The sequence below is a fragment of the Comamonas sp. BIGb0152 genome, assembly GCF_024809975.1.
Lineage (GTDB): Bacteria > Pseudomonadota > Gammaproteobacteria > Burkholderiales > Burkholderiaceae_C > Comamonas.
On sequence record NZ_JANUDY010000003.1, the window covers coordinates 166,330 to 191,002 of the forward strand.

General features: G+C 61.6%; 25 protein-coding genes, 1 tRNA gene and 1 riboswitch. Of the genes, 16 read left to right on the top strand and 10 right to left on the bottom strand.

Annotated elements, in window-relative coordinates; genetic code table 11:
* Positions 1 to 22: 22 nt before the first annotated feature.
* On the bottom strand, positions 23 to 1,669 hold the full coding sequence (locus M2375_RS07670) for an acyl-CoA synthetase (RefSeq protein ID WP_259164984.1): 1,647 nt from the start codon (positions 1,667 to 1,669) through the stop codon (positions 23 to 25).
* 135 nt (positions 1,670 to 1,804) lie between these two features.
* Between M2375_RS07670 and dnaG the strand changes: the two genes are divergently transcribed.
* The 5 genes from dnaG (at position 1,805) to M2375_RS07695 (ending at position 8,805) form a co-directional block, all read left to right on the top strand.
* Complete coding sequence (gene dnaG, locus M2375_RS07675; RefSeq protein ID WP_259164985.1) at positions 1,805 to 3,871, top strand: DNA primase; 2,067 nt, start codon at positions 1,805 to 1,807, stop codon at positions 3,869 to 3,871.
* A gap of 369 nt (positions 3,872 to 4,240) precedes the next feature.
* Complete coding sequence (gene rpoD, locus M2375_RS07680; protein WP_259164986.1) at positions 4,241 to 6,706, top strand: RNA polymerase sigma factor RpoD; 2,466 nt, start codon at positions 4,241 to 4,243, stop codon at positions 6,704 to 6,706.
* Positions 6,707 to 6,844: 138 nt separating this feature from the next.
* The gene (gene fdhD / locus M2375_RS07685) at positions 6,845 to 7,675 is read left to right on the top strand and encodes a formate dehydrogenase accessory sulfurtransferase FdhD (RefSeq protein ID WP_259164987.1); all 831 of its coding nucleotides are present in this window, start codon (positions 6,845 to 6,847) and stop codon (positions 7,673 to 7,675) included.
* A gap of 371 nt (positions 7,676 to 8,046) precedes the next feature.
* On the top strand, positions 8,047 to 8,352 hold the full coding sequence (locus tag M2375_RS07690) for a helix-turn-helix domain-containing protein (protein ID WP_182327493.1): 306 nt from the start codon (positions 8,047 to 8,049) through the stop codon (positions 8,350 to 8,352).
* Between the two features lie 99 nt (positions 8,353 to 8,451).
* A complete protein-coding gene (locus M2375_RS07695; protein ID WP_259164990.1) occupies positions 8,452 to 8,805 on the top strand; it encodes an FKBP-type peptidyl-prolyl cis-trans isomerase in 354 nt (117 codons plus the stop codon).
* 67 nt (positions 8,806 to 8,872) lie between these two features.
* Here M2375_RS07695 and M2375_RS07700 read toward each other — a convergent pair whose 3' ends face one another.
* Positions 8,873 to 10,918: a VC_2705 family sodium/solute symporter gene (locus tag M2375_RS07700; RefSeq protein WP_259164991.1), complete on the bottom strand. Its 2,046-nt coding sequence runs from the start codon at positions 10,916 to 10,918 to the stop codon at positions 8,873 to 8,875.
* A complete protein-coding gene (locus tag M2375_RS07705) occupies positions 10,902 to 11,180 on the bottom strand; it encodes a hypothetical protein (RefSeq protein WP_259164992.1) in 279 nt (92 codons plus the stop codon). The genes M2375_RS07700 and M2375_RS07705 overlap by 17 nt, the downstream gene beginning before the upstream one ends.
* 210 nt (positions 11,181 to 11,390) lie before the next feature.
* On the opposite strand from M2375_RS07705, the gene M2375_RS07710 reads away from it, so the two are divergent.
* The 4 genes from M2375_RS07710 (at position 11,391) to M2375_RS07725 (ending at position 15,280) form a co-directional block, all read left to right on the top strand.
* On the top strand, positions 11,391 to 12,602 hold the full coding sequence (locus tag M2375_RS07710; RefSeq protein WP_259164994.1) for an ABC transporter substrate-binding protein: 1,212 nt from the start codon (positions 11,391 to 11,393) through the stop codon (positions 12,600 to 12,602).
* A 128-nt stretch (positions 12,603 to 12,730) separates the two neighbouring features.
* A complete protein-coding gene (locus tag M2375_RS07715; RefSeq protein ID WP_259164996.1) occupies positions 12,731 to 13,657 on the top strand; it encodes a hypothetical protein in 927 nt (308 codons plus the stop codon).
* Positions 13,658 to 13,760: 103 nt separating this feature from the next.
* Positions 13,761 to 14,321, top strand: coding sequence for a sigma-70 family RNA polymerase sigma factor (locus M2375_RS07720; protein WP_259164997.1), 561 nt, complete (start codon positions 13,761 to 13,763; stop codon positions 14,319 to 14,321).
* Positions 14,318 to 15,280: a hypothetical protein gene (locus M2375_RS07725; RefSeq protein ID WP_259164998.1), complete on the top strand. Its 963-nt coding sequence runs from the start codon at positions 14,318 to 14,320 to the stop codon at positions 15,278 to 15,280. The genes M2375_RS07720 and M2375_RS07725 overlap by 4 nt, the downstream gene beginning before the upstream one ends.
* Positions 15,281 to 15,402: 122 nt before the next feature.
* On the opposite strand, the gene M2375_RS07730 is transcribed toward M2375_RS07725, so the two are convergent.
* The 4 genes from M2375_RS07730 to M2375_RS07745 all read right to left on the bottom strand — a co-directional run bounded on the left by M2375_RS07730 (position 15,403) and on the right by M2375_RS07745 (position 18,037).
* Complete coding sequence (locus M2375_RS07730; RefSeq protein WP_259164999.1) at positions 15,403 to 16,305, bottom strand: siderophore-interacting protein; 903 nt, start codon at positions 16,303 to 16,305, stop codon at positions 15,403 to 15,405.
* A gap of 175 nt (positions 16,306 to 16,480) precedes the next feature.
* Positions 16,481 to 17,086 (bottom strand): lipocalin family protein, encoded by a 606-nt coding sequence (locus M2375_RS07735; RefSeq protein ID WP_259165000.1) that lies wholly within the window; start codon positions 17,084 to 17,086, stop codon positions 16,481 to 16,483.
* A 139-nt stretch (positions 17,087 to 17,225) separates the two neighbouring features.
* Positions 17,226 to 17,726, bottom strand: a complete 501-nt coding sequence (locus tag M2375_RS07740; RefSeq protein WP_259165002.1) for an MgtC/SapB family protein — start codon at positions 17,724 to 17,726, stop codon at positions 17,226 to 17,228.
* A 101-nt stretch (positions 17,727 to 17,827) separates the two neighbouring features.
* Entirely contained in the window at positions 17,828 to 18,037 is a 210-nt protein-coding gene (locus tag M2375_RS07745) for a CsbD family protein (RefSeq protein ID WP_182327483.1), read from the bottom strand.
* Between the two features lie 272 nt (positions 18,038 to 18,309).
* Between M2375_RS07745 and M2375_RS07750 the strand changes: the two genes are divergently transcribed.
* Together M2375_RS07750 and M2375_RS07755 are read left to right on the top strand one after the other, a co-directional pair.
* Positions 18,310 to 18,534 (top strand): hypothetical protein, encoded by a 225-nt coding sequence (locus tag M2375_RS07750; protein ID WP_259165003.1) that lies wholly within the window; start codon positions 18,310 to 18,312, stop codon positions 18,532 to 18,534.
* A gap of 187 nt (positions 18,535 to 18,721) precedes the next feature.
* The gene (locus M2375_RS07755) at positions 18,722 to 19,018 is read left to right on the top strand and encodes a DNA-directed RNA polymerase subunit alpha C-terminal domain-containing protein (protein ID WP_259165004.1); all 297 of its coding nucleotides are present in this window, start codon (positions 18,722 to 18,724) and stop codon (positions 19,016 to 19,018) included.
* 726 nt (positions 19,019 to 19,744) lie between these two features.
* Positions 19,745 to 19,810: riboswitch (Fluoride riboswitch) on the bottom strand.
* A 234-nt stretch (positions 19,811 to 20,044) separates the two neighbouring features.
* Here M2375_RS07755 and M2375_RS07760 read toward each other — a convergent pair.
* Positions 20,045 to 20,419: a hypothetical protein gene (locus M2375_RS07760; RefSeq protein ID WP_259165006.1), complete on the bottom strand. Its 375-nt coding sequence runs from the start codon at positions 20,417 to 20,419 to the stop codon at positions 20,045 to 20,047.
* A gap of 334 nt (positions 20,420 to 20,753) precedes the next feature.
* On the opposite strand from M2375_RS07760, the gene M2375_RS07765 reads away from it, so the two are divergent.
* Positions 20,754 to 21,950, top strand: a complete 1,197-nt coding sequence (locus M2375_RS07765; protein WP_259165336.1) for a serine hydrolase — start codon at positions 20,754 to 20,756, stop codon at positions 21,948 to 21,950.
* A gap of 257 nt (positions 21,951 to 22,207) precedes the next feature.
* On the opposite strand, the gene M2375_RS07770 is transcribed toward M2375_RS07765, so the two are convergent.
* Positions 22,208 to 22,351 (bottom strand): hypothetical protein, encoded by a 144-nt coding sequence (locus M2375_RS07770; protein ID WP_259165007.1) that lies wholly within the window; start codon positions 22,349 to 22,351, stop codon positions 22,208 to 22,210.
* Positions 22,352 to 22,997: 646 nt separating this feature from the next.
* Here M2375_RS07770 and M2375_RS07775 point away from each other — a divergent pair.
* From M2375_RS07775 to M2375_RS07790, 4 genes are all read left to right on the top strand, one after another.
* Positions 22,998 to 23,174 (top strand): hypothetical protein, encoded by a 177-nt coding sequence (locus M2375_RS07775; RefSeq protein ID WP_259165008.1) that lies wholly within the window; start codon positions 22,998 to 23,000, stop codon positions 23,172 to 23,174.
* Positions 23,175 to 23,191: 17 nt separating this feature from the next.
* Positions 23,192 to 23,413, top strand: a complete 222-nt coding sequence (locus tag M2375_RS07780) for a hypothetical protein (RefSeq protein WP_259165009.1) — start codon at positions 23,192 to 23,194, stop codon at positions 23,411 to 23,413.
* Between the two features lie 474 nt (positions 23,414 to 23,887).
* Positions 23,888 to 24,103: a hypothetical protein gene (locus M2375_RS07785; protein WP_259165010.1), complete on the top strand. Its 216-nt coding sequence runs from the start codon at positions 23,888 to 23,890 to the stop codon at positions 24,101 to 24,103.
* An 18-nt stretch (positions 24,104 to 24,121) separates the two neighbouring features.
* A complete protein-coding gene (locus tag M2375_RS07790; protein ID WP_259165012.1) occupies positions 24,122 to 24,289 on the top strand; it encodes a hypothetical protein in 168 nt (55 codons plus the stop codon).
* A 277-nt stretch (positions 24,290 to 24,566) separates the two neighbouring features.
* Here M2375_RS07790 and M2375_RS07795 read toward each other — a convergent pair.
* Positions 24,567 to 24,643 (bottom strand) — tRNA-Val (locus tag M2375_RS07795).
* Positions 24,644 to 24,673: the final 30 nt, after the last annotated feature.

Here is a 24,673-nt window from a genome sequence, read left to right on the forward strand (position 1 = left end):
TTTCATGGGTGCTCAGGCTGGGTCAGCTGTCTATCGCGTCTGCAGAGCCGGCTTGCTTGCGCAGCTCGAACTTCTGGATCTTGCCGGTGCTGGTCTTGGGCAGCTCGCCAAACACCACCGCACGTGGCAGCTTGAAGCCGGCCAGGTGCTTTTTGCAGTGGGCGACGATGTCCTCGGCGGTGACCTGCGCGCCAGGCTTGAGCTCGACAAAGGCGCAAGGCGTCTCGCCCCAGCGGGCATCGGGCTTGGCCACCACGGCAGCGGCCAGCACGGCGGGGTGGCGGTAGAGCACATCTTCGACCTCGATCGACGAGATGTTCTCCCCGCCCGAGATGATGATGTCCTTGCTGCGGTCCTTGATCTTGATGTAGCCATCCGGGTCCTGCACCGCCAGGTCACCGGTGTGGAACCAGCCGCCCCGAAACGCCTCTTGCGTGGCCTCAGGATTTTTCAGGTAGCCCTTCATCGCAATATTGCCCCGCAACATGATCTCGCCCATGGTCTGGCCGTCCTGTGGCACCGGTGCCATGGTTTCAGGATCGCGCACCTGGGCATCGCGCTGCAGGTGGTAGCGCAGGCCCTGGCGGGCATTGAGCCGGGCACGCTCGCCAATGTCCATGTCTTGCCAGGCGGGCTGCTGGGCGCAGACCATCACCGGGCCATAGACCTCCGTCAGCCCATAGACATGGGTCAGGTCAAAGCCCAGTTGCTCCATGCCCTCGATCATGGCAGCCGGCGGCGCGGCACCGGCTACCATGCATTTGACGCCAGCGGGCACGCCCTCCTTCAGCGCTGCGGGCGCATTCACCAGCAGGCTGTGCACAATCGGCGCGCCGCAGTAGTGGCTCACGCCATGGTCTTTGATCGCAGAAAAAATAGCCTGTGCATCCACTCGGCGCAGGCAGACATTGACCCCTGCGCGCAGCGCCACCGTCCAGGGAAAGCACCAGCCATTGCAGTGGAACATTGGCAAGGTCCACAGATACACGGCGAACTTGGGCATGTCCCACTCCAGCACATTGCTGATGGCATTCACGGCCGCGCCCCGGTGGTGGTAGACAACGCCCTTGGGGTTGCCCGTGGTGCCGCTGGTGTAGTTCAGCGCAATGGCATCCCATTCGTCACCGGGCAGCTGCCAGTCAAATCCAGCATCCCCCTGGGCCAGCAAGGCCTCGTAGCTCAGGCTGCCCAGCCGCTCGCTGGCCTCGCCGTACAGTGCATCTTCCACATCCACCAGCAAGATGGGCGTCTGCGATTGGCGCAGCGCCAAGGCCTTGGCCACCACGCCGGCGTACTCCGGATCCACGATCAGCGCCTTGGCCTCGCCATGGTCGAGCATGAAGGCGATGGTCTGCGGATCGAGCCGGGTGTTCAAGGTGTTGAGCACGGCCCCTGCCATGGGCACGCCAAAATGCGCCTCCACCATCGGCGGGGTGTTGGGCAGCATCACCGCCACCGTGTCGTTCTTGCCAATGCCGTGCTGCTGCAAGGCGCTGGCCAGCTGGCGGCAGCGCGCATAGGTCTGGGCCCAGGTCTGGCGCAGCTCCCCGTGGATGATGGCCAGGCGCTCGGGATAGACCTCGGCCGTGCGGGCGATGAAGCCCAGCGGGGTCAAAGGGCTGTGGTTGGCGCCATTGCGCTCCAGTGCGGTGTCGAAAATACTGCTCATCTCTGCTTGTCTCCTCGGCAAACACTGTGCCACAGGCAGCTGACATGAACATTGCGCGCTGTCACCCTCTGGATAGCCAGGATTTGCGCCTAACCGAGGGCTGATTGGGCCTGCGCTGCTGCGGCGCAGGCCGGCATGCGCGACAATAGCCGGGTGTCCATCCCCCAGTCATTTATCCAGGAGCTGCTCTCCCGCGTCGACGTTGTCGATGTGGTCGGCCGCTATGTGCAGCTGAAAAAAGGCGGCGCCAACCTCATGGGGCTGTGCCCCTTTCATGGGGAGAAATCGCCCTCCTTCAGCGTCAGCCCCTCCAAACAGTTCTACCACTGCTTTGGCTGCGGCAAAAACGGCAATGCCATCGGCTTTCTGATGGACCACACCGGCATGGGCTTTCGCGAAGCGGTGACCGACCTGGCCCAGAGCGTGGGACTGCCGGTGCCTGAAGACGATGTCTCGCCCCAGCAGCGCGAGCGCGCCGCCCAGGCGCGAGAAAAGCAGGCTTCGCTCACCGACTTGCTGGAAAAAGCCGGCGACGCCTACCGCAAGCAGCTGTCGCAATCGCCCAAGGCCATTGCCTACCTCAAAGGCCGGGGCGTCAGCGGCGTCACCGCCAAGCGCTTTGGCCTGGGCTATGCCCCTGAGGGCTGGCGCAGCCTGGCCAGCATCTTCCCCGCCTATGACGATGCCAAGCTGGTCGAATCGGGCCTGGTCATTGAATCAGACGACGGCGAAGGCAAGCGCTACGACCGTTTCCGCGACCGGGTGATGTTCCCCATCCGCAATATCAAGGGCGAATGCATCGGCTTTGGCGGCCGGGTGTTTGGCGATGAAAAACCCAAATACCTCAACTCGCCCGAAACCCCGGTCTTCCACAAGGGCCGCGAGCTCTATGGCCTCTTTGAGGCCCGCACCGCCATCCGCGAGCAAGGCTATGCGCTGGTGACCGAGGGCTATATGGACGTGGTGGCTCTGGCCCAACTGGGTTTTCCCAATGCCGTCGCCACCCTGGGCACGGCTTGCACGCCCGACCATGTGCACAAGCTGTTCCGCTTTACCGACACCGTGGTTTTCAGCTTTGACGGCGATGCCGCCGGCCGGCGCGCCGCACGCAAGGCGCTCGATGGCGCGCTGGCCTATGCCAGCGACACCCGCAGCATCAAGTTTCTTTTTCTGCCCGCCGAGCACGACCCGGACAGTTTTGTGCGGGAATACGGCGCGGACGCCTTTGCCCGCCATGTGCATGACGCCACGCCGCTGTCGCGCTTTTTGCTGGAAGCGGCCAGCGAGCTGTGCGACCTGGGCCAGGCCGAGGGACGGGCCCGCATGTCGAGCAACGCCCGCCCGCTGTGGAACCTGCTGCCCGATGGCGCGCTCAAGCGCCAGCTGCTCGGCGAGATCGCCGACAAGGCCCAGCTGCCCGCTGCCGAGCTGGAGGGCCTGTGGCAAAAGGCCACCGCGCAGGAGCTGGCCCGCCAAAGCGGCGCCGCCCAGGCGCCCGCCGGCAGCACGCCCCGCCAAGCCCCGGCTTGGGATGCAGCCGCCATGGGCGCCGATGCCATGCCCTCTTATGGCGACGCGCCGCCCTGGGGCAACGACATGGCCATGGAGCGCTACCCCGGCCAGCGCAATGAAGGCTATGGCGAGCCGCGCAGCCCCAATGGCGGCGGCAATGCTTACACCAAACGCAGCGGCGAATGGCGGCCCGATGGGCGCAGCGGCCGCAAAGGCAGCTGGCAGCCCAGGCCCGCACCCCAGCCGCCCATGCCCACCGTGGCCGTGGCCCGCGAAGACCAGGCCGCCCGCCTGCTGCTGTCGCACATGGCTTTTCTGGAGAATTTCTCTCCGGAGGATGCCGCCACCCTGGCCCAGCTGCAGCCCCCGCACGGCCCCTTGTTCGCCTGGGTGGAGCAGCAGTTCCTGGCCCATGGCGCCCAGTCTTGGGCGGTGTTGCGCGAGCATATGCGCGGCCATCCCGTCGAGGGCTTTGCCGCAGCCTTGATGCGGGGCCAGCATGCGCAAATCGATGGCCCGCTCGACGAAATCCGCGCCGAGCTGCGCGATTCGCTCAGCCGCATTGTGCTGGACCAGCTCGAAGAACAAAACCGCCAGCTGGTCACCCAGGCCTCCGACCCCCAGGCCTTGCGCCGCTACCAGAGCAATTTCCAACGCATCGGCCTGCTCAAGCGCCAGGTGAACCAATAAGCCGGCATGACCGCGTACATGAGCCAGCGCAGCGCACAAGCCCGTTAAAAATATTTGCTAAAAATGCATGGCGGACTCTTGACATTGGCTAAAAAGGTATAATATTTGACACATCGGCAAGAGCGACAGCAGCACCTCCGGACCGGGCCCGCGTGAAGACTCACGCGATTTGCCACCAGCGCAAGTGCCCAAAATACCGCAAGGACTGCATTCCAAATGTTCGCCCCCACATCTTGCCTTGAGGCTTAACGCCTTTTGCAGCCGCGTTGTTCGCCGCATTTGTTGCGACCAACCACTGCAGTTATTTAATGCGCCGGTGATGGCGCTTGCCAGTTTTCTTTGTGTGTTCTCTTTGATCTGAGGGTGTCCATGCCTGCTACAAAGTCCGCGAAGTCGTCCGTCAAGTCGCCCATCAATACCAGCGCGGCCAAAAGTGCCAAAGCTTCAGCAGCTCGCCCTGCCGCCAAACCGGCGGCCAAGCGCGCCACTGCTGCAGCTGGCAAAACCGTAAAAGCCAGTGCTGCGCCCGCCCCAGCCAAGGCAGCGACGAAGAAGGTTAGCTCCGTGTCCGATAAACAACGCCTGTCCCAGGCCGAACTGCTCAAGGCAGCCGATGCCCTGCTCAATGCAGGTGCCCCCAAAAAGCGCGCCGCCAAGAAAAGCGAAGCCACCGATGAAGAGACCCCGGTGAAGGCCAAGGCCGCCACCAAGACTGCTGCCAAGGCCAAGACGGCCAAGGCGGAAGACGACAAGCCCAAGGCGCCTCGCAAGACGGCAGCGGCCAAGACCAAGCCCAAGGCCAAAGACAAGGGTGAAGAGGATATCGACGATACCGACTTCTCGGACATCGAAGAGGACATCGCCGGCGACACTGAAGAAGTGGTGGAGGTTGCCGCCTCCCCTGATGCACCTGTCGAAAAGGTCAAGCCGCTGCGCATGAAGGTCTCCAAGGCCAAGGAACGCGCCTTGATGAAGGAGTTCGGCCTCGATGAAGCCGTGCTGACCGAAGAGGAAATGTTGACCCGCCGTCAGCGCCTCAAAGCCCTGATCAAGCTTGGCAAGACCCGCGGCTACCTGACCAATGCCGAAATCTCAGACCACTTGCCCGACAAGCTGGTCGATGCCGAGACGCTGGAAGTGGTGATCTCCATGTTGAACGACATGGGTGTGGCCGTCTACGAGCAGACCCCTGATGCCGAAACCCTGCTGCTGAACAACACCGGCCAATCGGCCACCACCGAAGAAGAAGCCGAAGAAGAAGCCGAAGCCGCTTTGTCGACGGTGGACTCCGAATTTGGCCGTACCACCGACCCCGTGCGCATGTACATGCGTGAAATGGGTACGGTCGAGCTCTTGACCCGCGAAGGCGAAATCGAAATCGCCAAGCGGATTGAAGGCGGCCTGCAAGACATGATGCTGGCCATCAGCGCATCGCCCGCCACCATTGCCGAGATTCTGGCGATGGGCGAAGAGATCCGCGAAGGCAAGGTCGTCATCTCCACCGTGGTAGACGGTTTCTCGGACTCCAACGAGAACGACGACTATGTCGCGGAAGAAGACTTCGACGAATACGACGAAGAAGACGACGACGACGGCAAGGGCGGCTCCAAGGCGCTGACCAAGAAGCTCGAAGAACTGAAGAACGAGGCGCTCTCGCGCTTTGCCAAGCTGCAGTCGCTGTTCGAGCAGCTGCACGTCGCCTATGACAAGCAAGGCTATGGCTCCAGCCAGTACACCAAGGTGCAAAGCCAGCTGTCAGCCGAGCTGATGACGATCCGCTTTACCGCCAAGACCATTGAAAAGCTCTGCGACATGCTGCGCGAGCAGGTCGACAGCGTGCGCCAAAAAGAGCGTGCACTGCGCAAGATCATCGTCGACAAGTGCGGCCTGCCCCAAGAGAAGTTCATCCAGCTGTTCCCTGCGAACCTGCTCAACCTGCAATGGATTGAGAAGGAATCGCAGACCAGCAATAGCTGGAGCGCCATCATGGGCCGCAACATTCCGCCGGTGCAAGAGCTGCAGCAGAACCTGATCGATCTGCAAGCCCGCGTTGTCGTGCCCCTCGATGAGCTCAAGCTCATCAACAAGCGCATGAACGATGGCGAGCGTGCGTCGCGCAATGCCAAGAAGGAAATGATCGAGGCGAACTTGCGTCTGGTGATCTCGATTGCCAAGAAGTACACCAACCGGGGTCTGCAGTTCCTGGACCTGATCCAGGAAGGCAACATCGGCTTGATGAAGGCCGTGGACAAGTTCGAATACCGCCGTGGCTACAAGTTCTCGACCTATGCCACCTGGTGGATTCGCCAGGCGATCACGCGCTCCATCGCGGACCAGGCTCGCACGATCCGTATTCCGGTGCACATGATCGAGACCATCAACAAGATGAACCGCATCAGCCGCCAGCACTTGCAAGAGTTCGGCTTTGAGCCCGATGCCTCCATCCTGGCCGAGAAGATGGAGATCCCGGAAGACAAGATCCGCAAGATCATGAAGATCGCCAAAGAGCCTATCTCGATGGAAACGCCGATCGGTGATGATGACGACAGCCACCTGGGCGACTTCATCGAAGACAGCGCCAACACGGCGCCCGTCGATGCAGCCATGCAGGCGGGCCTGCGTGATGTGGTCAAGGACATCCTCGATGGCCTGACCCCCCGCGAAGCCAAGGTGCTGCGCATGCGCTTCGGTATTGAAATGTCCACCGACCACACGCTGGAAGAAGTGGGCAAGCAGTTTGACGTGACGCGTGAGCGCATCCGCCAGATTGAAGCCAAGGCGCTGCGCAAGCTCAAGCACCCTAGCCGCTCGGACAAGCTGCGCAGCTTCATCTAAGCGCTTCTCCGGCGCCGCAAGACCTCTGGTTCGCAAGACCCAAGTCTTCCCATCCAACCCCGCCTCGGCGGGGTTTGTTTTTTCCGCGCCCGTCCACAAGGCCTGCGCCAGTTTTGGCTTTGCGTCACAATCACCGCCATGTCCTCCGATCTGCCCAGCGCCATCCAGCAACTGCCCGCCACCGTGATCACGCCCGAGGCGAGCAGCGCCCGCATGGATGCCATCGCTGCGGAGGTGCCGGTCGCCCTGGTCTTCAACGGCATCTCCCATGCGGTGATGATGTGCACGCCCCAGAATCTGGAAGCGTTTGCGCTGGGCTTTGCGCTGTCTGAGGGCCTCATCGACCAGCCGGCCGATTGCTATGGGATCGAGGTCCAGCCCCTGGCTGCCTGCGGCAGCGACCCAGAGGCCCCGGGCATCAGCGTGGAGATGCAGATAGCCAGCCGCTGCTTTGCCCGCCTCAAGGAAAAGCGCCGCGCGATGACCGGCCGCACCGGCTGCGGCATCTGCGGCATCGACTCGATGGAGGCCCTCGATCTGGTGCCCCAACCCCTGCCGCCGCTGGCGGACTGGGCCAGCGGCCTGGGTTTGGCAGCTTTGCAGACGGCTTTTGCCCAACTCCCTGCGCTGCAGCTGCTCAACCAACAAGCCGGAGCCATCCACGCTGCCGGCTGGGCCAGCGCCGACGGCCAGCTGCAGGTGGTGCTGGAAGATGTAGGCCGCCACAATGCGCTGGACAAACTGCTGGGCCATATGGCCCAGCAGCAGATGCTTGGGCAGGCCGGCTTTGTGGTGATGACCAGCCGGGCCAGCTACGAGCTGGTACGCAAATGCGCCCGCATGGGACTGCCGGTGCTGGCCACCATCTCCGCACCCACCAGCTTGGCGATACAAGTCGCCAACCAGGCAGGCATGCGCCTCTTTGGCCTGTGCCGGGGAGAGCGGGTGCTGCGCTACAGCAGCCACTGACAGCCACCCCGCGCAAGGCCACAGCGCCAGGCCCGAACGCTGCAGACGGCTCCCCGCATCGTTGCCCCGCTGCAAGCCGGCTATCTGCGACCTCCTGTCCATGCAAAATCCTGATTTCCGCAGCCACCGCCGGGGGGCTGGTTTTGCGCTGCAAGGCCTTGTGGCTGGCCTTTGCACACTCAAAAACCGTAGCAATTCAACAACACTTCTGCGGCAGCCAAGCCGCAATCAGTAGCTGTGCCTATACACCGCGGATGAAGAGCTATTAAACTTGTAGCAGATGTTGCCGCGACGCCGATCGCACCCTCTCAGTGGATTTGCATGCGAAGGCCTGGACCTCGCTCCTCAACACAGCGCAAGGAGACCCATACATGAGCGCCAAGGAAAATACCGCTATCAACCAGCTCTTCGGACGGCTGGAATGCCGATACGCGTTGCGTGTGCTCTGGGCATTGCGTGACGGGCATCCCCAAACCTTCCGATTGCTGCAAGACAGTGTGGGCGGCATCACGCCCAACACGCTCAACACCCGTATCAAGGAGCTGCGCGAAGCCGGCTTTCTTGACCACAACAGTGATGGCTACACCGTCACGCCCTCCGGCCAGGACCTGCTCAAGCGCCTGTCCGATGTGCAGGCTTTTGCCACCCGCTGGGTGGCGGCGCAGACCAAGAAGTAAATTCACTTCTGCTGCCATTTTTGCCTTTGAGAGCCCGCCATGTGCGGGCTCTGTGTTTTATGATCGCTGCTGGTAGCAAAGCACTCACAAAGGATATTCATGACCAACGTCACCACCCCCACCGGCCTGCAGTACGAAGACACCGAAGTCGGCACGGGCGCAGAAGCGGCCAAGGGCCAACAAGTTACCGTGCACTATACCGGCTGGCTCTACAACAATGGCGAGCAAGGTGCCAAGTTCGACTCCAGCAAAGACCGCAACGACCCCTTTGTGTTCCCTCTGGGCGCCGGCATGGTCATCAAGGGCTGGGACGAAGGCGTGCAAGGCATGAAGGTGGGCGGCAAGCGCACCCTGATCATTCCCGCAGAACTGGGCTATGGCGCACGTGGCGCGGGCGGTGTAATTCCTCCCAACGCCACCCTCAAGTTTGATGTGGAACTGCTCAAGGTCTAAACCCACCCGGCACTCTGCCCCAGCAACTGCACACGGCCTCAAGCCGGTGCAGTTTTTTCATGCGTGCCTAGCCCTGCCCAGGCCTGGGCAAGGCCTGGCGCCGCGTGCAGCAGCTGACGCCCCAGGTCACCAGCACGCCCAGCGGCACGCCAAACACCGCCGCCAAGGTGGGTTGGATGCCCCACCACAGATGCGTTGAATGCAGCGGTTGCAGCGCCGTACTGCCCAGTGGCATATTCGCCACCATGTAGTACAAGGTGATGCCCAGGCCGGCGGCCATACCGCACACAGCCCCCTGCCGCGTCGCACCGCGCCAATACAAGCCCAGCAGCATGGCGGGCACAAAGGCCGCGGCAGCAATCGAGAATGAAGCCGACACCAGCACCAAAATGCCCGAGCTGCGCACCGAGGCCACGGCCGCTGCTGCCAGCGCCACCAGCAGCAAGGTGAACTTGGACAGAATCACACGCTGCTGCGGCGTGACTGACTTGCCGCGCTCAACCAGATACAGATCGCGCACCAGCGCATTGCTGATGGTCAGCAGCAGGCCATCAGCGGTCGACAGCGCAGCGGCCAGCCCCCCGGCAGCCACCAGGCCGGAGACCACGAAGGGCAAGCCCCCCAGCTCGGGGGTGGCCAGCATGATCAGATCCGCGCCCAGGTGTATCTCACCCCACTGCACAATGCCGTCCCCGTTGACGTCCTCGATCGACAGCAAGGCATTGTCCATGCGCGTCCACTGCGCGATCCAGGCCGGCAGCGCATCAAAATGGCTGCCCACCAGGCTTTGCATGACCTCCAGCTTGACCAGGGAGGCCAGCGCCGGCGCGCTGGTGTAGAGCAGCACGATAAAGAACAGGGTCCAGCCCACCGAGCTGCGCGCCGCTGCCGGGCTGGGCAGGGTGTAGTAGCGGGTGAGCAGATGCGGCAGGCCGGCCGTGCCCAGCATCAGGCAGAACATCAAGGCCATGAAGTTGCGCCTCGACAGGCTTTCCTGCTCCTGCGCGCTGTGCTCGGTGCCCAGCATCGGCGCATAGGGCAAGGTGTGCTGGGGCATGCCGCCCAAGGGCTGGGCCCGGGCATAGTTCTCGCGCATGGCAGCGGTCCACAGCTCGCGCGCCGTGGCCTCATCTTGGGGCAAAGCGGCCAGCTCCCGCCCCGCTGCCAGCACCAGGCTCAGGTCCACATTGCTGATGCGCAGCTGCTGCACCAGCTCGCGCAGGCGGCTGCGCTCAGCCTCCAGCGCGGCGGCAATATTGCGCAGCCGCGATTCATAGAGCATGCCCCTTTGCAGAAACACCAGCTCCACCTCGCGCTCGGCCGGGTCGCTCAACAGCCGCTTTTCATGCTCGGCAATCTTGCCCAGCTCCTGGGTGTAGGCGACGGCGGCAACCGGGTTGCCCAGGCGCTGGTAGGCCAGCCAGGACACCGGAATCAAGAAGGCCAGCAAGATCATCACGTACTGGGCCACCTGGGTCCAGGTGATCGCCCGCATCCCTCCCAGGAAGGAGCACACCAGCACGCCGCCCAGGCCCAGCATGATGCCGATCTCAAACTGCACTCCCGTCAGCCGCGAGGCAATCAAGCCCACCGCATAGATTTGCGCGACGACATAGGAGAACGAGCATAGTACCGCAGCCAGGGCCGCAATCACCCGGGGCCAGCGCCCGCCGTAGCGCAGCTGAAAGAAATCCGGCAAGGTGTAGAGATTGAGCGCCCGCAGCTGCGGCGCAATCAACAAGGCCACCAGCACAAAGCCGCCACTCCAACCCAGCAGGTAGGCCAGGCCGCCGGCCTGCTGGCTGCTGCCGGCAAAACCCTGCAAATACAGTGCGCCCGACAGAGACAGGAAGGACGCAGCGCTCATCCAGTCGGCAGCGGTGGCCATGCCGTTGTAGACCGGCGGGATACGCCGCCCGGCCACGTAATACTCTTCCGAATCCGCCGTGCGCCCCCACACGCCAATGGCGGCATACATCATGACCGGCACAAACAAGAACAAGGGGCCGATCCACTGGCGCGACAAACCGGCGCGCTCCGCCCAGGCCACCAGGGCGATGAAACAGCCCAGGCCCAGCAAATACAGCACAAAGAATTTATGGATGCGTGCCATGGTGACTGCGGGCAACCTGCACGTCTTTTTCCGGGTGGCGATGCATGTACAAGGCATAGCCGGCGATCAGCAGCACATACAGCACCAGCAGCACCGATGCCCCATAGAGGTAGGCCGTCCCATTGCCCCAGATCGCGTCAATCTCGGGTGCCCAGTACAGGCCACCAAAGGTGCTGATGGCCAGCACCAGCAAGACCAGCAGCTTCATGGCGTTCAGCGGCATGGGCTCAAAGTGGGCAGGAGGCGTGTGCGAGGGTTCCATCGGTGCCTTTCAAGGCGAATGACTGTAGGGGCGATTCGGTTCAGCCAGCATTCTTGCATTTTGTCGCAGAAGGGACTGGTTTGCCCAGCGCCCTAGGGGAAGCACGGTAATGGTCTGCCACCGTGCTTTTGATAATGCCAGCGGATGCCCGGCCCTTGGTGGCCAGGCCCCGCACCGCCAACGACGACAAAAAGCAGACAGGAGACAAGCATGACCCTCAGCAAATCCACCACAGCCGCCAGCCTACTGGCCTGTGCCACCTTGGCCGTCCAGGCCGCCGGCATCTCCGATGACAAGGTCAGGATCGGCGTGCTCAGCGACATGTCGGGCCAGTACGCGGACTCCGGCGGCAAGGGCTCGGTCGAGGCGGCCAAGATGGCCGTCGAAGACTTTGGTGCCAAGGTGCTGGGCAAACCGGTAGAGGTGGTTTTTGCCGACCACCAGAACAAGGCCGATATTGGCGGCACCAAGGCACGCCAGTGGTGGGATGCCGAGGGCGTGGACATGATCGTCGACATCAACAACTCGGCCATTGCCGGTGCGGTGTTCACCATGGCCAAGGAACGCGGCAAGCTCGCCATCAGCACGGGCGCACTGTCCACCGGGCTGACCAATGAATTCTGCGGCCCCACCTCCATCCACTACACGGTCGATTCGTACTCGCTGGGCAAGTCTGCGGTGCAAAGTATCCTGGCCCAGGGCAAGAAGGACTGGTACATCGTGGCCGTCGATTACGCCTACGGCAAGGTGACGGCAGCCACGGTGACCGACTTCGTCAAGGAAGGCGGCGGCAAGGTGCTGGGCACCGTCTACCACCCCTTCAATGCCAGCGATTTCTCGTCCTTCATGATGCAGGCCCAGGCCAGCAAGGCCCAGGTGATCGCGCTGGCCAATGCCACGCAGGACACGGTCAACTCCATCAAGACGGCACGCGAGTTTGGCATGACCAAGAACCTCACCTTTGTGCCCCAGCTCATCTACATCAACGATGCCCATGCGATGGGGCTGGAGCTGGGCCAGGGCCTGACTTTTGCCACCGCCTTTTACTGGGACCGCAACGATGCCTCGCGCGAATGGTCCAAAAAGTACCAGGCCCGCATGAAGAAGATGCCCTCGATGAACCAGGCCAGTGTCTACTCGGCCGTCACCCAGTACCTCAAGGCCATTGAGGCAGCTGGCACCGACGACGGCCTGGCCGTGACCAAGCAGCTCAAGACCATGAAGATCAACGACATGTTCTCGCAAAACGGCTATGTGCGTGAGGACGGCCGCATGGTGCACGACATGTTCCTGGTGCAGATGAAGACGCCCAAGGAATCCAAGGGCCCCTGGGACTACTACAAGATCCTCGACACCATCCCCGGCGAGCAGGCTTTCCAGCCCCTGTCCAAGAGCAGCTGCTCGCTGGTGACGCAGAAGTAAGCACCCCGGAACGGCACGCACCGTGCCGGCAACCTTACAAATAACTACGATTTGGAGGGGTGGTGCTTAACCCTCTGCGGGCCGGTAGTGCGATTGAGTGCAGACCACCACTACTGCATCGCACTCACATGCCGTCCACCACCCCCCTCCGCTCCGCAAGCAAGCCATATGGCCTGGCAGCCCTGGCCCTACTCGCTGCCAGCCTGCTGTGCAGCGCGCCTGCCCAAGCCGCCAACCTGGCCGATGTGCAAATCATCGACCGCAGCAGCGGCCAGCGCCTGCCGCTGCACTACCACCAGGGCGAGTACTGGGTGGCAGGCCAACCCGGCAGCAGCTATGCGGTGCATATCAACAACCGCAGCAGGGGCCGCATTCTTGCGGTGCTCAGCATTGACGGCATCAACGCCATCAGCGGCCAGGCAGCAGCTGCCGTGCCCGATGATGGCTATGTGCTGGCCGGCCGCCAGCAATGGGCCATCCCGGGCTGGCGCAAGAGCGACCAGCAGGTGGCGGCCTTTTATTTCTCGCACAGCGAAGACTCCTACGCCGCGCGCACCGGCCGGCCACGCGATATCGGCGTGATTGGGGTGGCGGTGTTTCGTGAGCGCGAAGCCCGGCCCCAGCCACCCATGGCACGCAACAGCGCGGCGCAAAAAAGCACGGCACCGGCCGCCGAAGCCAGCAGCGCCGATATGGCAGCGCCTGCGGTGCCCAGCGCCTCGGTGCAACCGCCACCCGCCGCTCCTGCGGCGTCTGCCGCGCCCCATGCCTCGGGGGCCGCAGAATCCCGCCAAGCCGCAGCACCTGCTGCGCCAACGCCTGTGGCCCCGCGCCTGGGCACCGGCCATGGCCAGCTGGAGCGCTCCGTCACCCAGACCACCGCATTTGACAGCGCCAGCAGCCGCCCGGCGCAGATCATCCGCATCCGCTATGACAGCTATGCCAACCTGGTGGCCCAGGGCATCATCCGCGCGCCAACGCCACAACCGCAGCCGGTACCCCGCCCTTTCCCGGCATCAGCGCCCGGTTATGTCCCTGATCCGCCTGCCTATTGAGGGCTTGCGGCCGCAGCCATGGCAGGCCTGCGGCGTGCGATTTTCTCCACACCCGCCACCAGCGGCCACAGGCTTTTGCATAATCTGCCGCATGGTAGATGACATGCAAGACGACCAAGCCCTGATGCTGGCCTACGCCGGCGGCCAGGTTGCGGCGTTCGAGCAGCTCTACCAGCGCCACAGCCAGCGCTTATGGCGCTACTTTTTCCGCAACACCGGCAATGCTGCGCTGGCCGATGACCTGGCGCAGGAGACCTGGTTTGCCGTGGTCGATGGTGCCCAGCGCTACCAGCCCCAGGCCCAGTTCAGCACCTGGGCTTTTACCTTGGCCCACCACAAGCTGGTGGACCACTGGCGCCGCCACAAGGCCCACCGCAGCCTAGACGAAGAAGACAGCGAAGGCATGCGCCTGGCCGAGACCTTGTTTGCCAATTCCGGCTTTGATCCCGAGCGCCTGCAAGGCCGCAAAGACCTGGCCCGCGCCTTGCTCGATGCCCTGGCCCAGCTGCCCCCCGAACAACGGGAGGCCTTTTTACTGCAAGCCGAGGCCGATATGTCCGTCGCCGACATCGCTGCGGCCACGCAGGTGACCCAGGAAACCGCCAAAAGCCGTTTGCGCTACGCCCGCGCCAAACTGCGCCAAGCCATCGAGGTGCCCGCATGAACGCGCAGCAAAACCCCCAGCGGCCCGATGCGCTGGTGCAGCTCTACCGCGAGGCCAGCGCGCAAGATGCAGGCCCCAGCACCGCCAGCACCGCGCAGATCCTGGCCCATGCGCGCGCGCAGGCGGCGCAGGCCCTGGCCGCAGACGCGGGGCAGACTGCCACACCGGAAGATTTGCGCAGCACGGCTAAGCAAGACACCCCTTTGCACGGCGAAGCGGCCAACGACCGCCGCTGGTGGTTGCAGGCACTGGGCAGCCTGGCGGCTATCGGCCTGGTCAGCTGGTTGGCACTGCAGCACCTGCATGAACCCGGTGCGCCGCAGCTCGACGCCCCCCAGCTAGATAGCGCTCCCAGCACGGCAGAATTTGCGCCTGCTGCTGTGCCTGCGCCCGCTGCAGCCGACATGGCAGCCAGCCCCAGCAGTGCCAAGATCCACAGCGAAGCCGCACCCATGGGCAAGGCAGCCAGCAGCTCGGCAGCGGGCACGGACCCGTCCAACGCAAGGCCAGCCTCAGCCATCGCCCCGCCACCGTTGGCAGAGCGCCGTATTGCACCGGCACCGGCACCGGCAGCAGCATCTGCACCTGCGCAAGCACCTGCAGCGGCACCACCGCCCATGCCCGCACCGGCGGCTGCCGTCGCGCCAGCCTATCCTGCCGCGCCAACACCCGCAAAAAACCGGGCTGTTGAAGACGCTCCCGCCCTGGAGCGGGCTGCGCCGCGCTCGCCCGCTGCAGCGGCAGCGGCATCTGGCGCGGCGCCCGCTATGCCAGCCCGCCAGGCATTACCCCCTTGCGGACCGGGTCTGAATGCCCAAGCCCTGGCTGAGCAGCGCCGCCGTATTGAGGCCTATGACAAGGCGCTGGCCGCAAGCTTGCCGCTGCCCGAACGCGCGCCCCTGTGCCAACCTCGCCCTGCGCACGAGGGCGAGCCAGGCCAGCCTTTGGACAGCCGCTAACCGCCTCAGCACGGACCAATCACGGCCTCAGACAGAACTTCCGCATCACAGCAGCGGCGTAAAAAAGCCGGGCATGTCGCCCGGCTGATAGGGGAAGTCTTCAGGCAGACCTGCCGTCCGCCCTAAAGGGCAATACCCAGATCGTCCCAGTCCGCCAGCTGGCCGCCTGCCGCAGTAAATTTTTGGTAGGCGCTCTGGCGTTCGGCATCAATGTCGGTATTGCTCGCGCCGCGCTTCCAATACCCGGCAATGGCGACATCGGCTTTGTCCAGGCCCTGCTCGGCCTGGAAGTATTTGCGCAGCGCGCGCATTTCATCGCGCTCGCCCGCGCCCCAGATCACATAGCGCTCAGGGGCCACCAACTGGCGCGCCTGCTGCAGCAACAGATCGCGGCCGGGCCCTTGCAGCGGCAGGCGTTGCAACTGCAGACCGGGTACGGGCGGCAGCTCTGCCAAGCCATGCACATCGTCGCTGGCAATCCAGCCCAGGCCGGTCATACCTGCAGGCCAGCGCTGCAAAATGGAGTACAGCGCGGGCAAACCGGAATCATCACAGAATATCGCCACCGGCCGACCTTGCGAGCCTGGCAGCACGATGTTGACACGCGGCCCCGTCAATCGAACCTGCTGGCCAATGCCCGCCTGGGCTGCCCAGCGCATCATGGGGCTATCGCCACCATGCATCAGCACATCAAACTCGGCACGGCGCGCTTGGGGCTCGAAGCTTCGGACGGTGTAGACCCGCGAGACCGTGGGTGCCTGCAGGTCCGGGTAGACGCGAAACGCCACATTGGCCTGGTCCCAGACCGGGTCGTCACCCGCATCCCCCAAATGCATACCCACCCGCAGGGTGTGGGGCGAGGGGCGCTGGAGCGACACGATGGTGGCATCAACCTGGTGCAGGCCACGCTGGTGTGCTTCATCACGCGGCGCCTGCGATGGGCGGGAAGACGGCAATGGGGAGACGGAGGGCTGGGACATCGATACAAAGACCGCAAGGGCCATCGAGTACGTGGAAAAGAGCATGGCTGGGCGGGAGGCCGATGGTCGGCATACCGGTGGCTAGCAAAAACGACCTTGGAGACCATGGTCTCGGGTCGCCCCACGATGAAACATTGCACAAAGAAGCGCTGTGGCTGAATCTTTGGATGGGCGGATCATACTTCAATTGCGAATGAATATCATTTAATACCCATGGCTTTCATGCAGCCTTTGCCCGATCGCCTGCCGCCAGCGCTGCGCCATGCGGCACCCGGATCAGCCTGCTGACATCCACACCATTGCGGGCGGCGATGGAAACCAAGCGGGTGTAGGCGGACGCATCGATGCTGGGCGAGCGCGCGAGAATCCAGCAGTACCGGGCCCCATCACCGACCACCACTGCAAGGCCTTCATCGTGATCGACATGCACCACATGGTAGCCCGCATAAAAAGGCCTGAAAAAGGACACCTTGAGTGACCCGGAGCCTGCATCCGACAAGGGCTTGGCGATGGCCGTGGCGGACTTCCAGACCCCGCGCGATGGGTCAAAGCCCCGGTTGGTCACCTGCACGCTGCCGTCAGCCTGCAGCGCATAGTCTGCCGTGCAGGAGGTCAGGCCCCGCTCAAACACATAGTCGATACGGGCCAGCTCATACCAGTGGCCCATGTACTGCCCCGCATCGAAGTCGCCAACGGGCTGCACGCCTTGGGGCACCCGCACCCGCTGGCCGGTGTACCACAGTGCCGACACGGCAGCGGTCAACGCCAGGGCCAGCGGCAAGGAGGACGTTTTGGAGGAGGCCGCTGCCTCCGGTGTGCTGCGCATAAGCTGTTCCTTCCCATAAAAAACCTTTGTACCGCTGATGGCAGTGGAACGGCGTAGGCCCAGCCAATGCCGCGGTCTAGGTCAAGTCCGACAGTTCAGCACCCGACCCATGATGCCGGGCGCATCTGGCAGCGCCGCATCAGGCGTCCTTGCGGGGCACCACATTCTTGGGCAGCACCAGCAGCACAAACAACGCAAACAAGGTGCAAAGAATGGCGGCGGCCTCTTCACCGGCGCCCACAGCCATGCCAATGGCAGCGGTAAACCATATGCCAGCAGCCGTGGTCAGGCCCTTCACATCCTCGGTATTTTCTTTGGCGGGCTTCAAAATGGCACCGGCACCGAGAAACCCGACCCCGGCTATCAGTCCCTGGATCACCCGGCTGGAATCCATCGGCGTCATGCCCATCAGCTGCGCCACGGCCAAAAAGGTGGCAGCGCCCATGGCCACCAGCATATGCGTGCGCAGGCCGGCAGCCTTGCCACTGGCCTCTCTTTCATAACCCAGCATGCCTCCCAGCAATGCCGCCAGCAACAATTTAAAAATAATGCGCGTCGCTTGCTCAAGATCCGTCAGATCCGACAGCTCGCCAGCGACGGTGTTCACAATGGTTTGAAACGCGGAGTCAGAAGAGTTCATGGCTCAGGCCCTGGTGCATCACGCAGCAAAGCGGCCACGTACAAAGGGCCGCCTGCATGCAGACATAAAAATGGCCTCCCTCGCGTGGGAGGCGGCTTGAATTACCAGCGGTAATTGTTCTTGGTTTCCCAATCCTTGACCTGCTTTTCTGCGGCATCCTGCGCAATGCCTTCACGCTCCTGGATGCGGCCGACCAGCTGTTCACGCTTGCCATCGACGACATCCAGGTCGTCATTGGTCAGCTTGCCCCACTGCTCTTGCACCTTGCCTTTGAACTGCTTCCAGTTGCCTTTGATCGTGTCTTCGTTCATCAGTCACTCCTTGAGGGTTAAATGGCTTGTGTGAAACCAGTGTCCCACCAGCACTGGCAAACCATTGCAGTCACCCAAGCTGCATCGCCGTAAGGACTCTCCCACAGCGCCTCGGTGAGCGACGCCATCCGATTGCAGCGCCAAGGACAAAAGGGTTTTTACTATGCCCTTTAATTGGGCAGTGCATCGTGCGCAGCGCATACTGGCTGTGGCGACGAGGAGCGGCCTCGCATAGAACCGGCATTCCAGCGATATTCAAGGAGTTGAAAGCCATGACATATGCATCCAAACCCCTTCCCGCTCAAGCATTGAGCCCGGAAGAGATTCAAGCCCGTTATGACAAGGATCGGATTTCTTACCCTGATGGCGTTCCCGACTCCCGTATTACCTGGATAGAGAGACCAGAATACAAAGGCAATGAACTCAGCTACCGTGGCCAAAAACCCAAATCGATTGTGACCCTGGCAAGCACAGTCAGCGTTTTCAAAGCACCGTAGCCCGGATGGAGCCCGTCATGCGCCCCAAACTGCGTGACCAGCATGCCCGCATTCCTTCCGATCAAGCCCTCTCAGAGGGCTTTTTCCATGGTCGCAATGGCCTGGCGGTGGCCACCTGCTTTGTAAGCTGAGCGCAGGACTGCGATGTTAGGATGGCGGCTCGCAAACACAACCCTCTCTTTGTCTGATGCCTCCCCTGACCGATGCGCTTGCAGCGCATGCAACGCCGCTTGCAGGAAAACTCTCGAACCGCGCATTCAATGCCTTGGCCCGCCACAACATCACCACGGTCGAAGAAGTCATGGCCGCCTATCCCGAGCGCCTGCTCAAACTGGCAGGTTTTGGCCTGCAATCCCTGCGCGAGGTTGAGGCCGTGTTCTTTCCTGGCCAGCGCTATCTGGCCGAACTCAAAGACGGCCAGCGCCCCACCAAGAAGATGCATGACGCCCCGCTGGCGGCCCTGGGCCTGGAAGCTGCACGCTGAGCGCTTGGCTTGCCAGTAGGCGGTGTGCAGCCTGAGAACCCGCAACTTTTGCGCTGCAGATTTTGCGCCATGCCCCCGCTGCGCAGGCCATGCCTGTGCTGGCCCGATCTGCGGATCCAACAGAGCTCTAGCGCCCTCACCGCCCAGCAGCCGATGGCCGCGCGCAACCCCAGCGCGCCCTGCCTGTGCTGGCGGCCCCGGCCAAACTGACCGGGCCGGCTCGCATAACGGCCACCTCCTCTATCCACCATCCCCCATCCCCATACGGCACCCGCCAGCGGCGTGCCAGACACGAATACAAAACCCGCGCGTGTGAGCAACCACACCAAGCAACGGTGGCCGTCGCGCCAGACCGTGGCGGCGTGCTGCGCAAAGGAAACAGCCCAAGCCGTTACCGCCAGGGCGGCAGCCACGGCCGACAACAGCAGCCATGTGCCCAGCTGTGTAGCCGTGCAAGGGAGTGGAATGAAAAGGGTTTGGGCCTAGGGACCCTCTGCAAAACTCCCTGCCGTGGTCTGAACGCGGTCTCGGGCGATCCGCTACGTTGTCTTTCTTGTCAATAGCCTGCTATTGACAAGAAAGACGCCTTGCGGCTCATCCCGATCCGCGCCCATCCCGTTGGGCGAGGTTTTTGCAGAGGATCCCTAGCGTTCAAAGCGCGACATCATCGGCTTGGCCCTGCAAGAAATGCTTGCGCGACAAGCGCTACAGCCCCAAGCCAGGTCAGGTGCTGTAGCCGTCATCAGTCGCATGGTGCGGCGGTTAAGCAGCAACATCATCTCCTGGCGACGAATACCGACTTGCTAGCATTTCCATGCCCGAGCCTGGAGTGCTGCCCCTTTGCCCATCGCTTGCCGCTGTGCGCGACCACAGCCGTTCCGTCAAAGCCCGGCCTGGCCCGATGCTGGTGTGCTTCGTGCGTGGCAGATCAGGGCAAAAAATACAAAGGCCCAGGCCAAAACATGGGCCCAAAGCCAAGCCGCGTGCGAGCTACACAGGAGCCTCTAGCCCCCGTGCAATCCCGCACTATTTCGTGGCCGCAAAGCGCACAAGATTTTGAATATCGCTATTCCAGCCCTCCACCGCCAGCTTTTCGCCACCGTGGAAAAGCACATCGGCCTTGATCGTCTTCTTGGAGTAAAACGAGCCGGCAATGGCAATAACCAGTCCGATCAGCGAACCCATTGGCCCAAAGACCAGCCAGCCCACCAGCATGAGCATGGGAATGCCAATCAGAAGGCTAAAAACGGAGAACTTGGTCTCTTTATTGACCTCGGAGTTCACCGATGCGACCTCACTGGCTGCAAACGATTTCTCGACGGCGCCGTTGATGTAAAGCCGATTGTCTTGACCCACATACGCCTTGCCATGGACGCCAAAGCTACCACCTGTAATCTTCATGAACCCTCGTGTTGCGAAGCAGGCATGCTACCAAATGAAACTACTTTCTAGCGGTTTGCCCCTTTCAAAGCGCAAGCCGCCGTGCGCCGCCGATCCGACTGCAGCGCGTCAGTGTGGCTTGCGTCTGATGAACCGCCCATGGCGCGCCCTATAAGATACTGGCATGACTACGTGTCCAGGGAGTGAGTACATGGCAGTACAGCAATGGTTGAAACGCGCGCCAAGCCGCATCGCCGCATCATTTTTACTGGCGGTCAATGCAATTGCGGCTCAAGCCGCGCCTCCTGCGCAATACCCGAATGCCGCAGACAGCGACCCCATCAAACTTGGCTGGATGCTAGGCTCTCCGCCGCCCGCAGACCGCATTTTGCGGTTTGAGGATGGCTCGTATTTTCGCTTTCCGGCCATGCGCTGGAGCGTTGCACACTTCCGTGAGCTGATGCCGACCGTGAACATCTCGCGCGGACTGCAGCCGGCCGCCGCACTGCCCCAAGCATTGCGCGACGATATTGACCCGTTGGAGTTCAGGCGTCTCGATTCCGGGGAAAAGATGAGCTGGTCGGAATCGCTGTCAGCCAACTACACCGATGGCATCGTCGTGCTGCACAAAGGCCGCTTGGTTTACGAGCGCTATTTCGGTGCCCTCCAGGCAGACGGCCAGCATGGCGCCATGTCTGTCACCAAGTCCTTCGTGGGAACATTGGCATCCATGCTTGTCGCCCAGGGGCAATTGGACCCCAGCCGTCAAGTCGCTGACTATGTGCCGGAACTCGCCGCTTCGGCCTTCGGCAGCGCGACCGTGCGCCAGGTGATGGACATGACCACGGGCATCCAGTTCAGCGAAGACTACACCGACCCTAAAGCAGAGGTCTGGGCGCATGCGGCCGCTGGCAACCCGCTGCCCAAACCGAAAGACTTTAGCGGCCCACGCAGCTATTACGAATTCCTCAAGACGGTCAAACCGCAAGGCCAGCACGGCGAGGCATTTGGCTACCGCACGGCCAACACCGACGCGCTGGGATGGATCATTGCGCGGGCCACCGGGCAGTCCGTTGCACAGTTATTGTCCAGCCGCATCTGGAGCCGCCTGGGCGCTGAGCAGGACGCCTATATGTCCGTCGACGCGACCGGTACACCGTTTGCAGGTGGCGGCCTGAATACCGGTCTGCGAGACCTTGCCCGCTTTGGTGAAATGGTTCGCAACAACGGCTTCTTCAACGGCCAGCAGATCATCCCCGCTGCAGCCATCGCCGACATCCGCCAAGGCGGTAAGACCTCGGATTTTGCCAAGGCCGGTTACCAACTATTGCCAGGCTCGACCTACCGCAACATGTGGTGGATCACGCACAACGACCATGGCGCCTTCGCCGCACGCGGCGTACATGGGCAGACGCTCTATATCGATCCCAAAGCGGAAATGGTCATTGCCCGATATGGCTCGCACCCGGTTGCAGCCAACGCTGCGAACGATCCAACGTCACTGCCAGCGTTTGATGCCCTTGCGCGGCATTTAATGGCACATCCACGCTGACAAAGCGCATGCGCCCGCCTGGCCCGAGCGGGCAGCCAGTCCAGCAAAAAGCCGGTCCGCAAGCCGTTGACCCGGCGCCAATCAGGCAGCGTCAACCCGCTCAGGCGGCCCATTGCCCTGCCCAAATACCCGTTTGCTTTCGCATAGCGGATTTGGTCCACCCACGGTAAAAGCTGACGCAGAAAATCTTATCGTTTGCTCCAAAAAAAAGGAGCCGAAGCTCCCTGCATTGCTATTTGCGCCTGAGCGCAAGATAGTTAGACCAAGTCAATAGCCTTTTTGGCTGGTTCCTGAGGCTTCTCAGCCGGCTTTTTATCTTCCGGCTTGGGCGTCTGTTCGGCAGCCATGGTTTTCAGGGGCGCCTGTTGCTTAGCCAGGAAGGGATTGGATAGGAATGACATTTAGACCTCCGGTCTAGTTCAGAAGGCAAGAATCTGCCTTCATGCCAACCACCGTACGCCTTTTAATAACCTTAAACCATATGCAAGCGAATACTTACTTATTTTCTACCATGAAGGACCTAAAAATGCCCGACCGAAGACCTGGATGCTGCTAAGCCATCGGGCAAGCCCAGCCTCCGCCGCCAAGGGAGATGGCAATTTCTGGGCGTTGGTGCGCAAGGGTAAGCCAGGACAAGCGCGCTACGGACCCTGCACTGCACCAAGGCAGAACGAGCGTCTAGCATCAAGGGCAGCGCTACAGCAGTTGTAGCACCCAAAGACGCTTGAGCCAGCGATGCGAAGCATCCGCCCGGCCCATCCACCAGCAGGAATGGGCCTTGCTCTGCACAAATGCGCGGCCGGGTGCATGCCGCCAACGCGCACATCCCACCCAAGTGGCTGAGGTAAAACGACCGGCGGCAGGGCACAGCCATACCCGTTGCCACCGCGCCGAGCCCCTTGCGAGAGGAATGTAGCCAAAGACGCAAAACAGGCTATTTTGGCACCTCCAGGTAAGTCTTTGTGTAATGCCGTTGTAAGGGATTAAAGAGAGTACTGTGGATCTAGGCAATCTATCTCGATTTGCCACCATAGACCGGAGGTCTATATGCTTTTGCACCCTCTTTCAAAGCACAAGCGCAGCTTCTGGGAGCTTGTGAAATCACTCTTCTCAGCAAAAACCCCGGAACAAGTACCCGTCATTGATCAAGGCCACAAGCTCGCCAAGGAGCCTGAAAACCTGAATCGCAAAGCGACAGTTTTCCCCGGCTCCGGTGATTTCTGACGCAGGTGGAGGCCATGATGACATTCACTGACAAAACCATCTTCAGCATACGATTGCGGCAGCCGCTTCCGCAGAAAGATGTTGATAGTCGTAACGTTTCCGACGACGACTACGTGTTTCATCGCCCATTTGTCGCAGGCGCCGACGTGCAAAAGGAGACGCCAATGCAACGCATGAAAGAAAAGACAGCCCGGCTTCTCGAACAAGCTGTGCTTCAGAAAAAACCTGACCCTAATTAGACCGGAGGTCTATATGTTTTCACTTCTTTCATACCAACGACACATGGAATTCTGGCGCGATATGCGCGACATCCTCTGGATGCCCATCGACAAAATGGAGCCGATCCTTGCTGAGGTTAAGAGTCCCCAAAAACAGCAGCCAAAGGATGATCGAGCCCGCAATAAAAAACGGAAAACCGAATGGTAAAAACATGCCATGGGCGCTATTGAGGCGATTACTGCATACGGGCCATCGGCGCCCGCCCTTGGGCGATATCAGGGGCACAACAAAAGCATTGCGCGTCGGTGCCCTGTTTCCTGGTTCACCAAGTCCGTTGCGCACCCTCTAAACGGCGCTGGGCGGCAAACCAAGGGCTGTCAAAGATAGTTCTCCCGCGATCAAGCAAGTGTTTGCACAGCGCGGTTTGGGGCCTTTAAAAAGTCTCGTCGGACGAGGCCATCCTCCTGATCTGCCACCCTAGACCGGAGGTCTGAATGTCTTTCACAGACAAAATCATCTTCAATATCCAGGCAAGAACGCCCGTCCCCAAAACAGACGTGGACAGCCGCAATGTCTCTGACGATGACGACCTCTTTCACCAGCCATTTCGCACCATGGCCGAGCCTATAAATCGTTCACCGAAAACAATTTATATTGAGAAAATCGTGCGTCTCTTGCAGCAGGCCGCTGCAAACAAAGCGACGATCTAGTTGCCTGAGGAGATCCACATGTTTGTATTCCCACTCTCGACAGAAGGTTCATTCTGGGCCAGCTTAAAAAGCTGGGCTTTCCCTTGGATTCCCATTCCCCAAGCGCTCGACCAGCAAGAGTGCGTTGTCAGTGATCCAGAGAAAGACGATCAAGAGCAAGATCAAAAAATCAACCGTGATGCATAGCGCCTGACCAGCGCAGCCGTCAGCCCTGCATTGCAAGCCACCTATGGGTGGCTATTTTTTGTCTTGTGAAGATGCACAACCGTGCCGCAACAATCAGCCATCGCCGATACCAAGTGGATTGATGGGTCGGATCGGGGGCGGGAAAAGGCAAACTGGAGCAGCTGCTCGGAAATGAAAAAACCGCCCTGAAGGCGGTTTGTTCAAAATAGAAACCTCGGAGAGGTTTCCCATCAGATCCCTGGTATCCTGAAGTCTGGTTCTCTTCAGAGGGAAAATTTGGTAGGCGCGATTGGACTCGAACCAACGACCCCCACCATGTCAAGGTGGTGCTCTAACCAGCTGAGCTACGCGCCTGTCGTTGAAGACTCAAATTATAGCCAGAAA

What these genes read in the sequence shown, in the direction of transcription:
- M2375_RS07670 (WP_259164984.1), bottom strand. Translation starts at nt 1,669, where the DNA reads ATGAGCAGTATTTTCGACACCGCACTGGAGCGCAATGGCGCCAACCAC.
- dnaG (WP_259164985.1), top strand. Translation starts at nt 1,805, where the DNA reads ATGCGCGACAATAGCCGGGTGTCCATCCCCCAGTCATTTATCCAGGAG.
- rpoD (WP_259164986.1), top strand. Translation starts at nt 4,241, where the DNA reads ATGCCTGCTACAAAGTCCGCGAAGTCGTCCGTCAAGTCGCCCATCAAT.
- fdhD (WP_259164987.1), top strand. Translation starts at nt 6,845, where the DNA reads ATGTCCTCCGATCTGCCCAGCGCCATCCAGCAACTGCCCGCCACCGTG.
- M2375_RS07690 (WP_182327493.1), top strand. Translation starts at nt 8,047, where the DNA reads ATGAGCGCCAAGGAAAATACCGCTATCAACCAGCTCTTCGGACGGCTG.
- M2375_RS07695 (WP_259164990.1), top strand. Translation starts at nt 8,452, where the DNA reads ATGACCAACGTCACCACCCCCACCGGCCTGCAGTACGAAGACACCGAA.
- M2375_RS07700 (WP_259164991.1), bottom strand. Translation starts at nt 10,918, where the DNA reads ATGGCACGCATCCATAAATTCTTTGTGCTGTATTTGCTGGGCCTGGGC.
- M2375_RS07705 (WP_259164992.1), bottom strand. Translation starts at nt 11,180, where the DNA reads ATGGAACCCTCGCACACGCCTCCTGCCCACTTTGAGCCCATGCCGCTG.
- M2375_RS07710 (WP_259164994.1), top strand. Translation starts at nt 11,391, where the DNA reads ATGACCCTCAGCAAATCCACCACAGCCGCCAGCCTACTGGCCTGTGCC.
- M2375_RS07715 (WP_259164996.1), top strand. Translation starts at nt 12,731, where the DNA reads ATGCCGTCCACCACCCCCCTCCGCTCCGCAAGCAAGCCATATGGCCTG.
- M2375_RS07720 (WP_259164997.1), top strand. Translation starts at nt 13,761, where the DNA reads ATGCAAGACGACCAAGCCCTGATGCTGGCCTACGCCGGCGGCCAGGTT.
- M2375_RS07725 (WP_259164998.1), top strand. Translation starts at nt 14,318, where the DNA reads ATGAACGCGCAGCAAAACCCCCAGCGGCCCGATGCGCTGGTGCAGCTC.
- M2375_RS07730 (WP_259164999.1), bottom strand. Translation starts at nt 16,305, where the DNA reads ATGCTCTTTTCCACGTACTCGATGGCCCTTGCGGTCTTTGTATCGATG.
- M2375_RS07735 (WP_259165000.1), bottom strand. Translation starts at nt 17,086, where the DNA reads ATGCGCAGCACACCGGAGGCAGCGGCCTCCTCCAAAACGTCCTCCTTG.
- M2375_RS07740 (WP_259165002.1), bottom strand. Translation starts at nt 17,726, where the DNA reads ATGAACTCTTCTGACTCCGCGTTTCAAACCATTGTGAACACCGTCGCT.
- M2375_RS07745 (WP_182327483.1), bottom strand. Translation starts at nt 18,037, where the DNA reads ATGAACGAAGACACGATCAAAGGCAACTGGAAGCAGTTCAAAGGCAAG.
- M2375_RS07750 (WP_259165003.1), top strand. Translation starts at nt 18,310, where the DNA reads ATGACATATGCATCCAAACCCCTTCCCGCTCAAGCATTGAGCCCGGAA.
- M2375_RS07755 (WP_259165004.1), top strand. Translation starts at nt 18,722, where the DNA reads ATGCCTCCCCTGACCGATGCGCTTGCAGCGCATGCAACGCCGCTTGCA.
- M2375_RS07760 (WP_259165006.1), bottom strand. Translation starts at nt 20,419, where the DNA reads ATGAAGATTACAGGTGGTAGCTTTGGCGTCCATGGCAAGGCGTATGTG.
- M2375_RS07765 (WP_259165336.1), top strand. Translation starts at nt 20,754, where the DNA reads ATGCTAGGCTCTCCGCCGCCCGCAGACCGCATTTTGCGGTTTGAGGAT.
- M2375_RS07770 (WP_259165007.1), bottom strand. Translation starts at nt 22,351, where the DNA reads ATGTCATTCCTATCCAATCCCTTCCTGGCTAAGCAACAGGCGCCCCTG.
- M2375_RS07775 (WP_259165008.1), top strand. Translation starts at nt 22,998, where the DNA reads ATGCTTTTGCACCCTCTTTCAAAGCACAAGCGCAGCTTCTGGGAGCTT.
- M2375_RS07780 (WP_259165009.1), top strand. Translation starts at nt 23,192, where the DNA reads ATGACATTCACTGACAAAACCATCTTCAGCATACGATTGCGGCAGCCG.
- M2375_RS07785 (WP_259165010.1), top strand. Translation starts at nt 23,888, where the DNA reads ATGTCTTTCACAGACAAAATCATCTTCAATATCCAGGCAAGAACGCCC.
- M2375_RS07790 (WP_259165012.1), top strand. Translation starts at nt 24,122, where the DNA reads ATGTTTGTATTCCCACTCTCGACAGAAGGTTCATTCTGGGCCAGCTTA.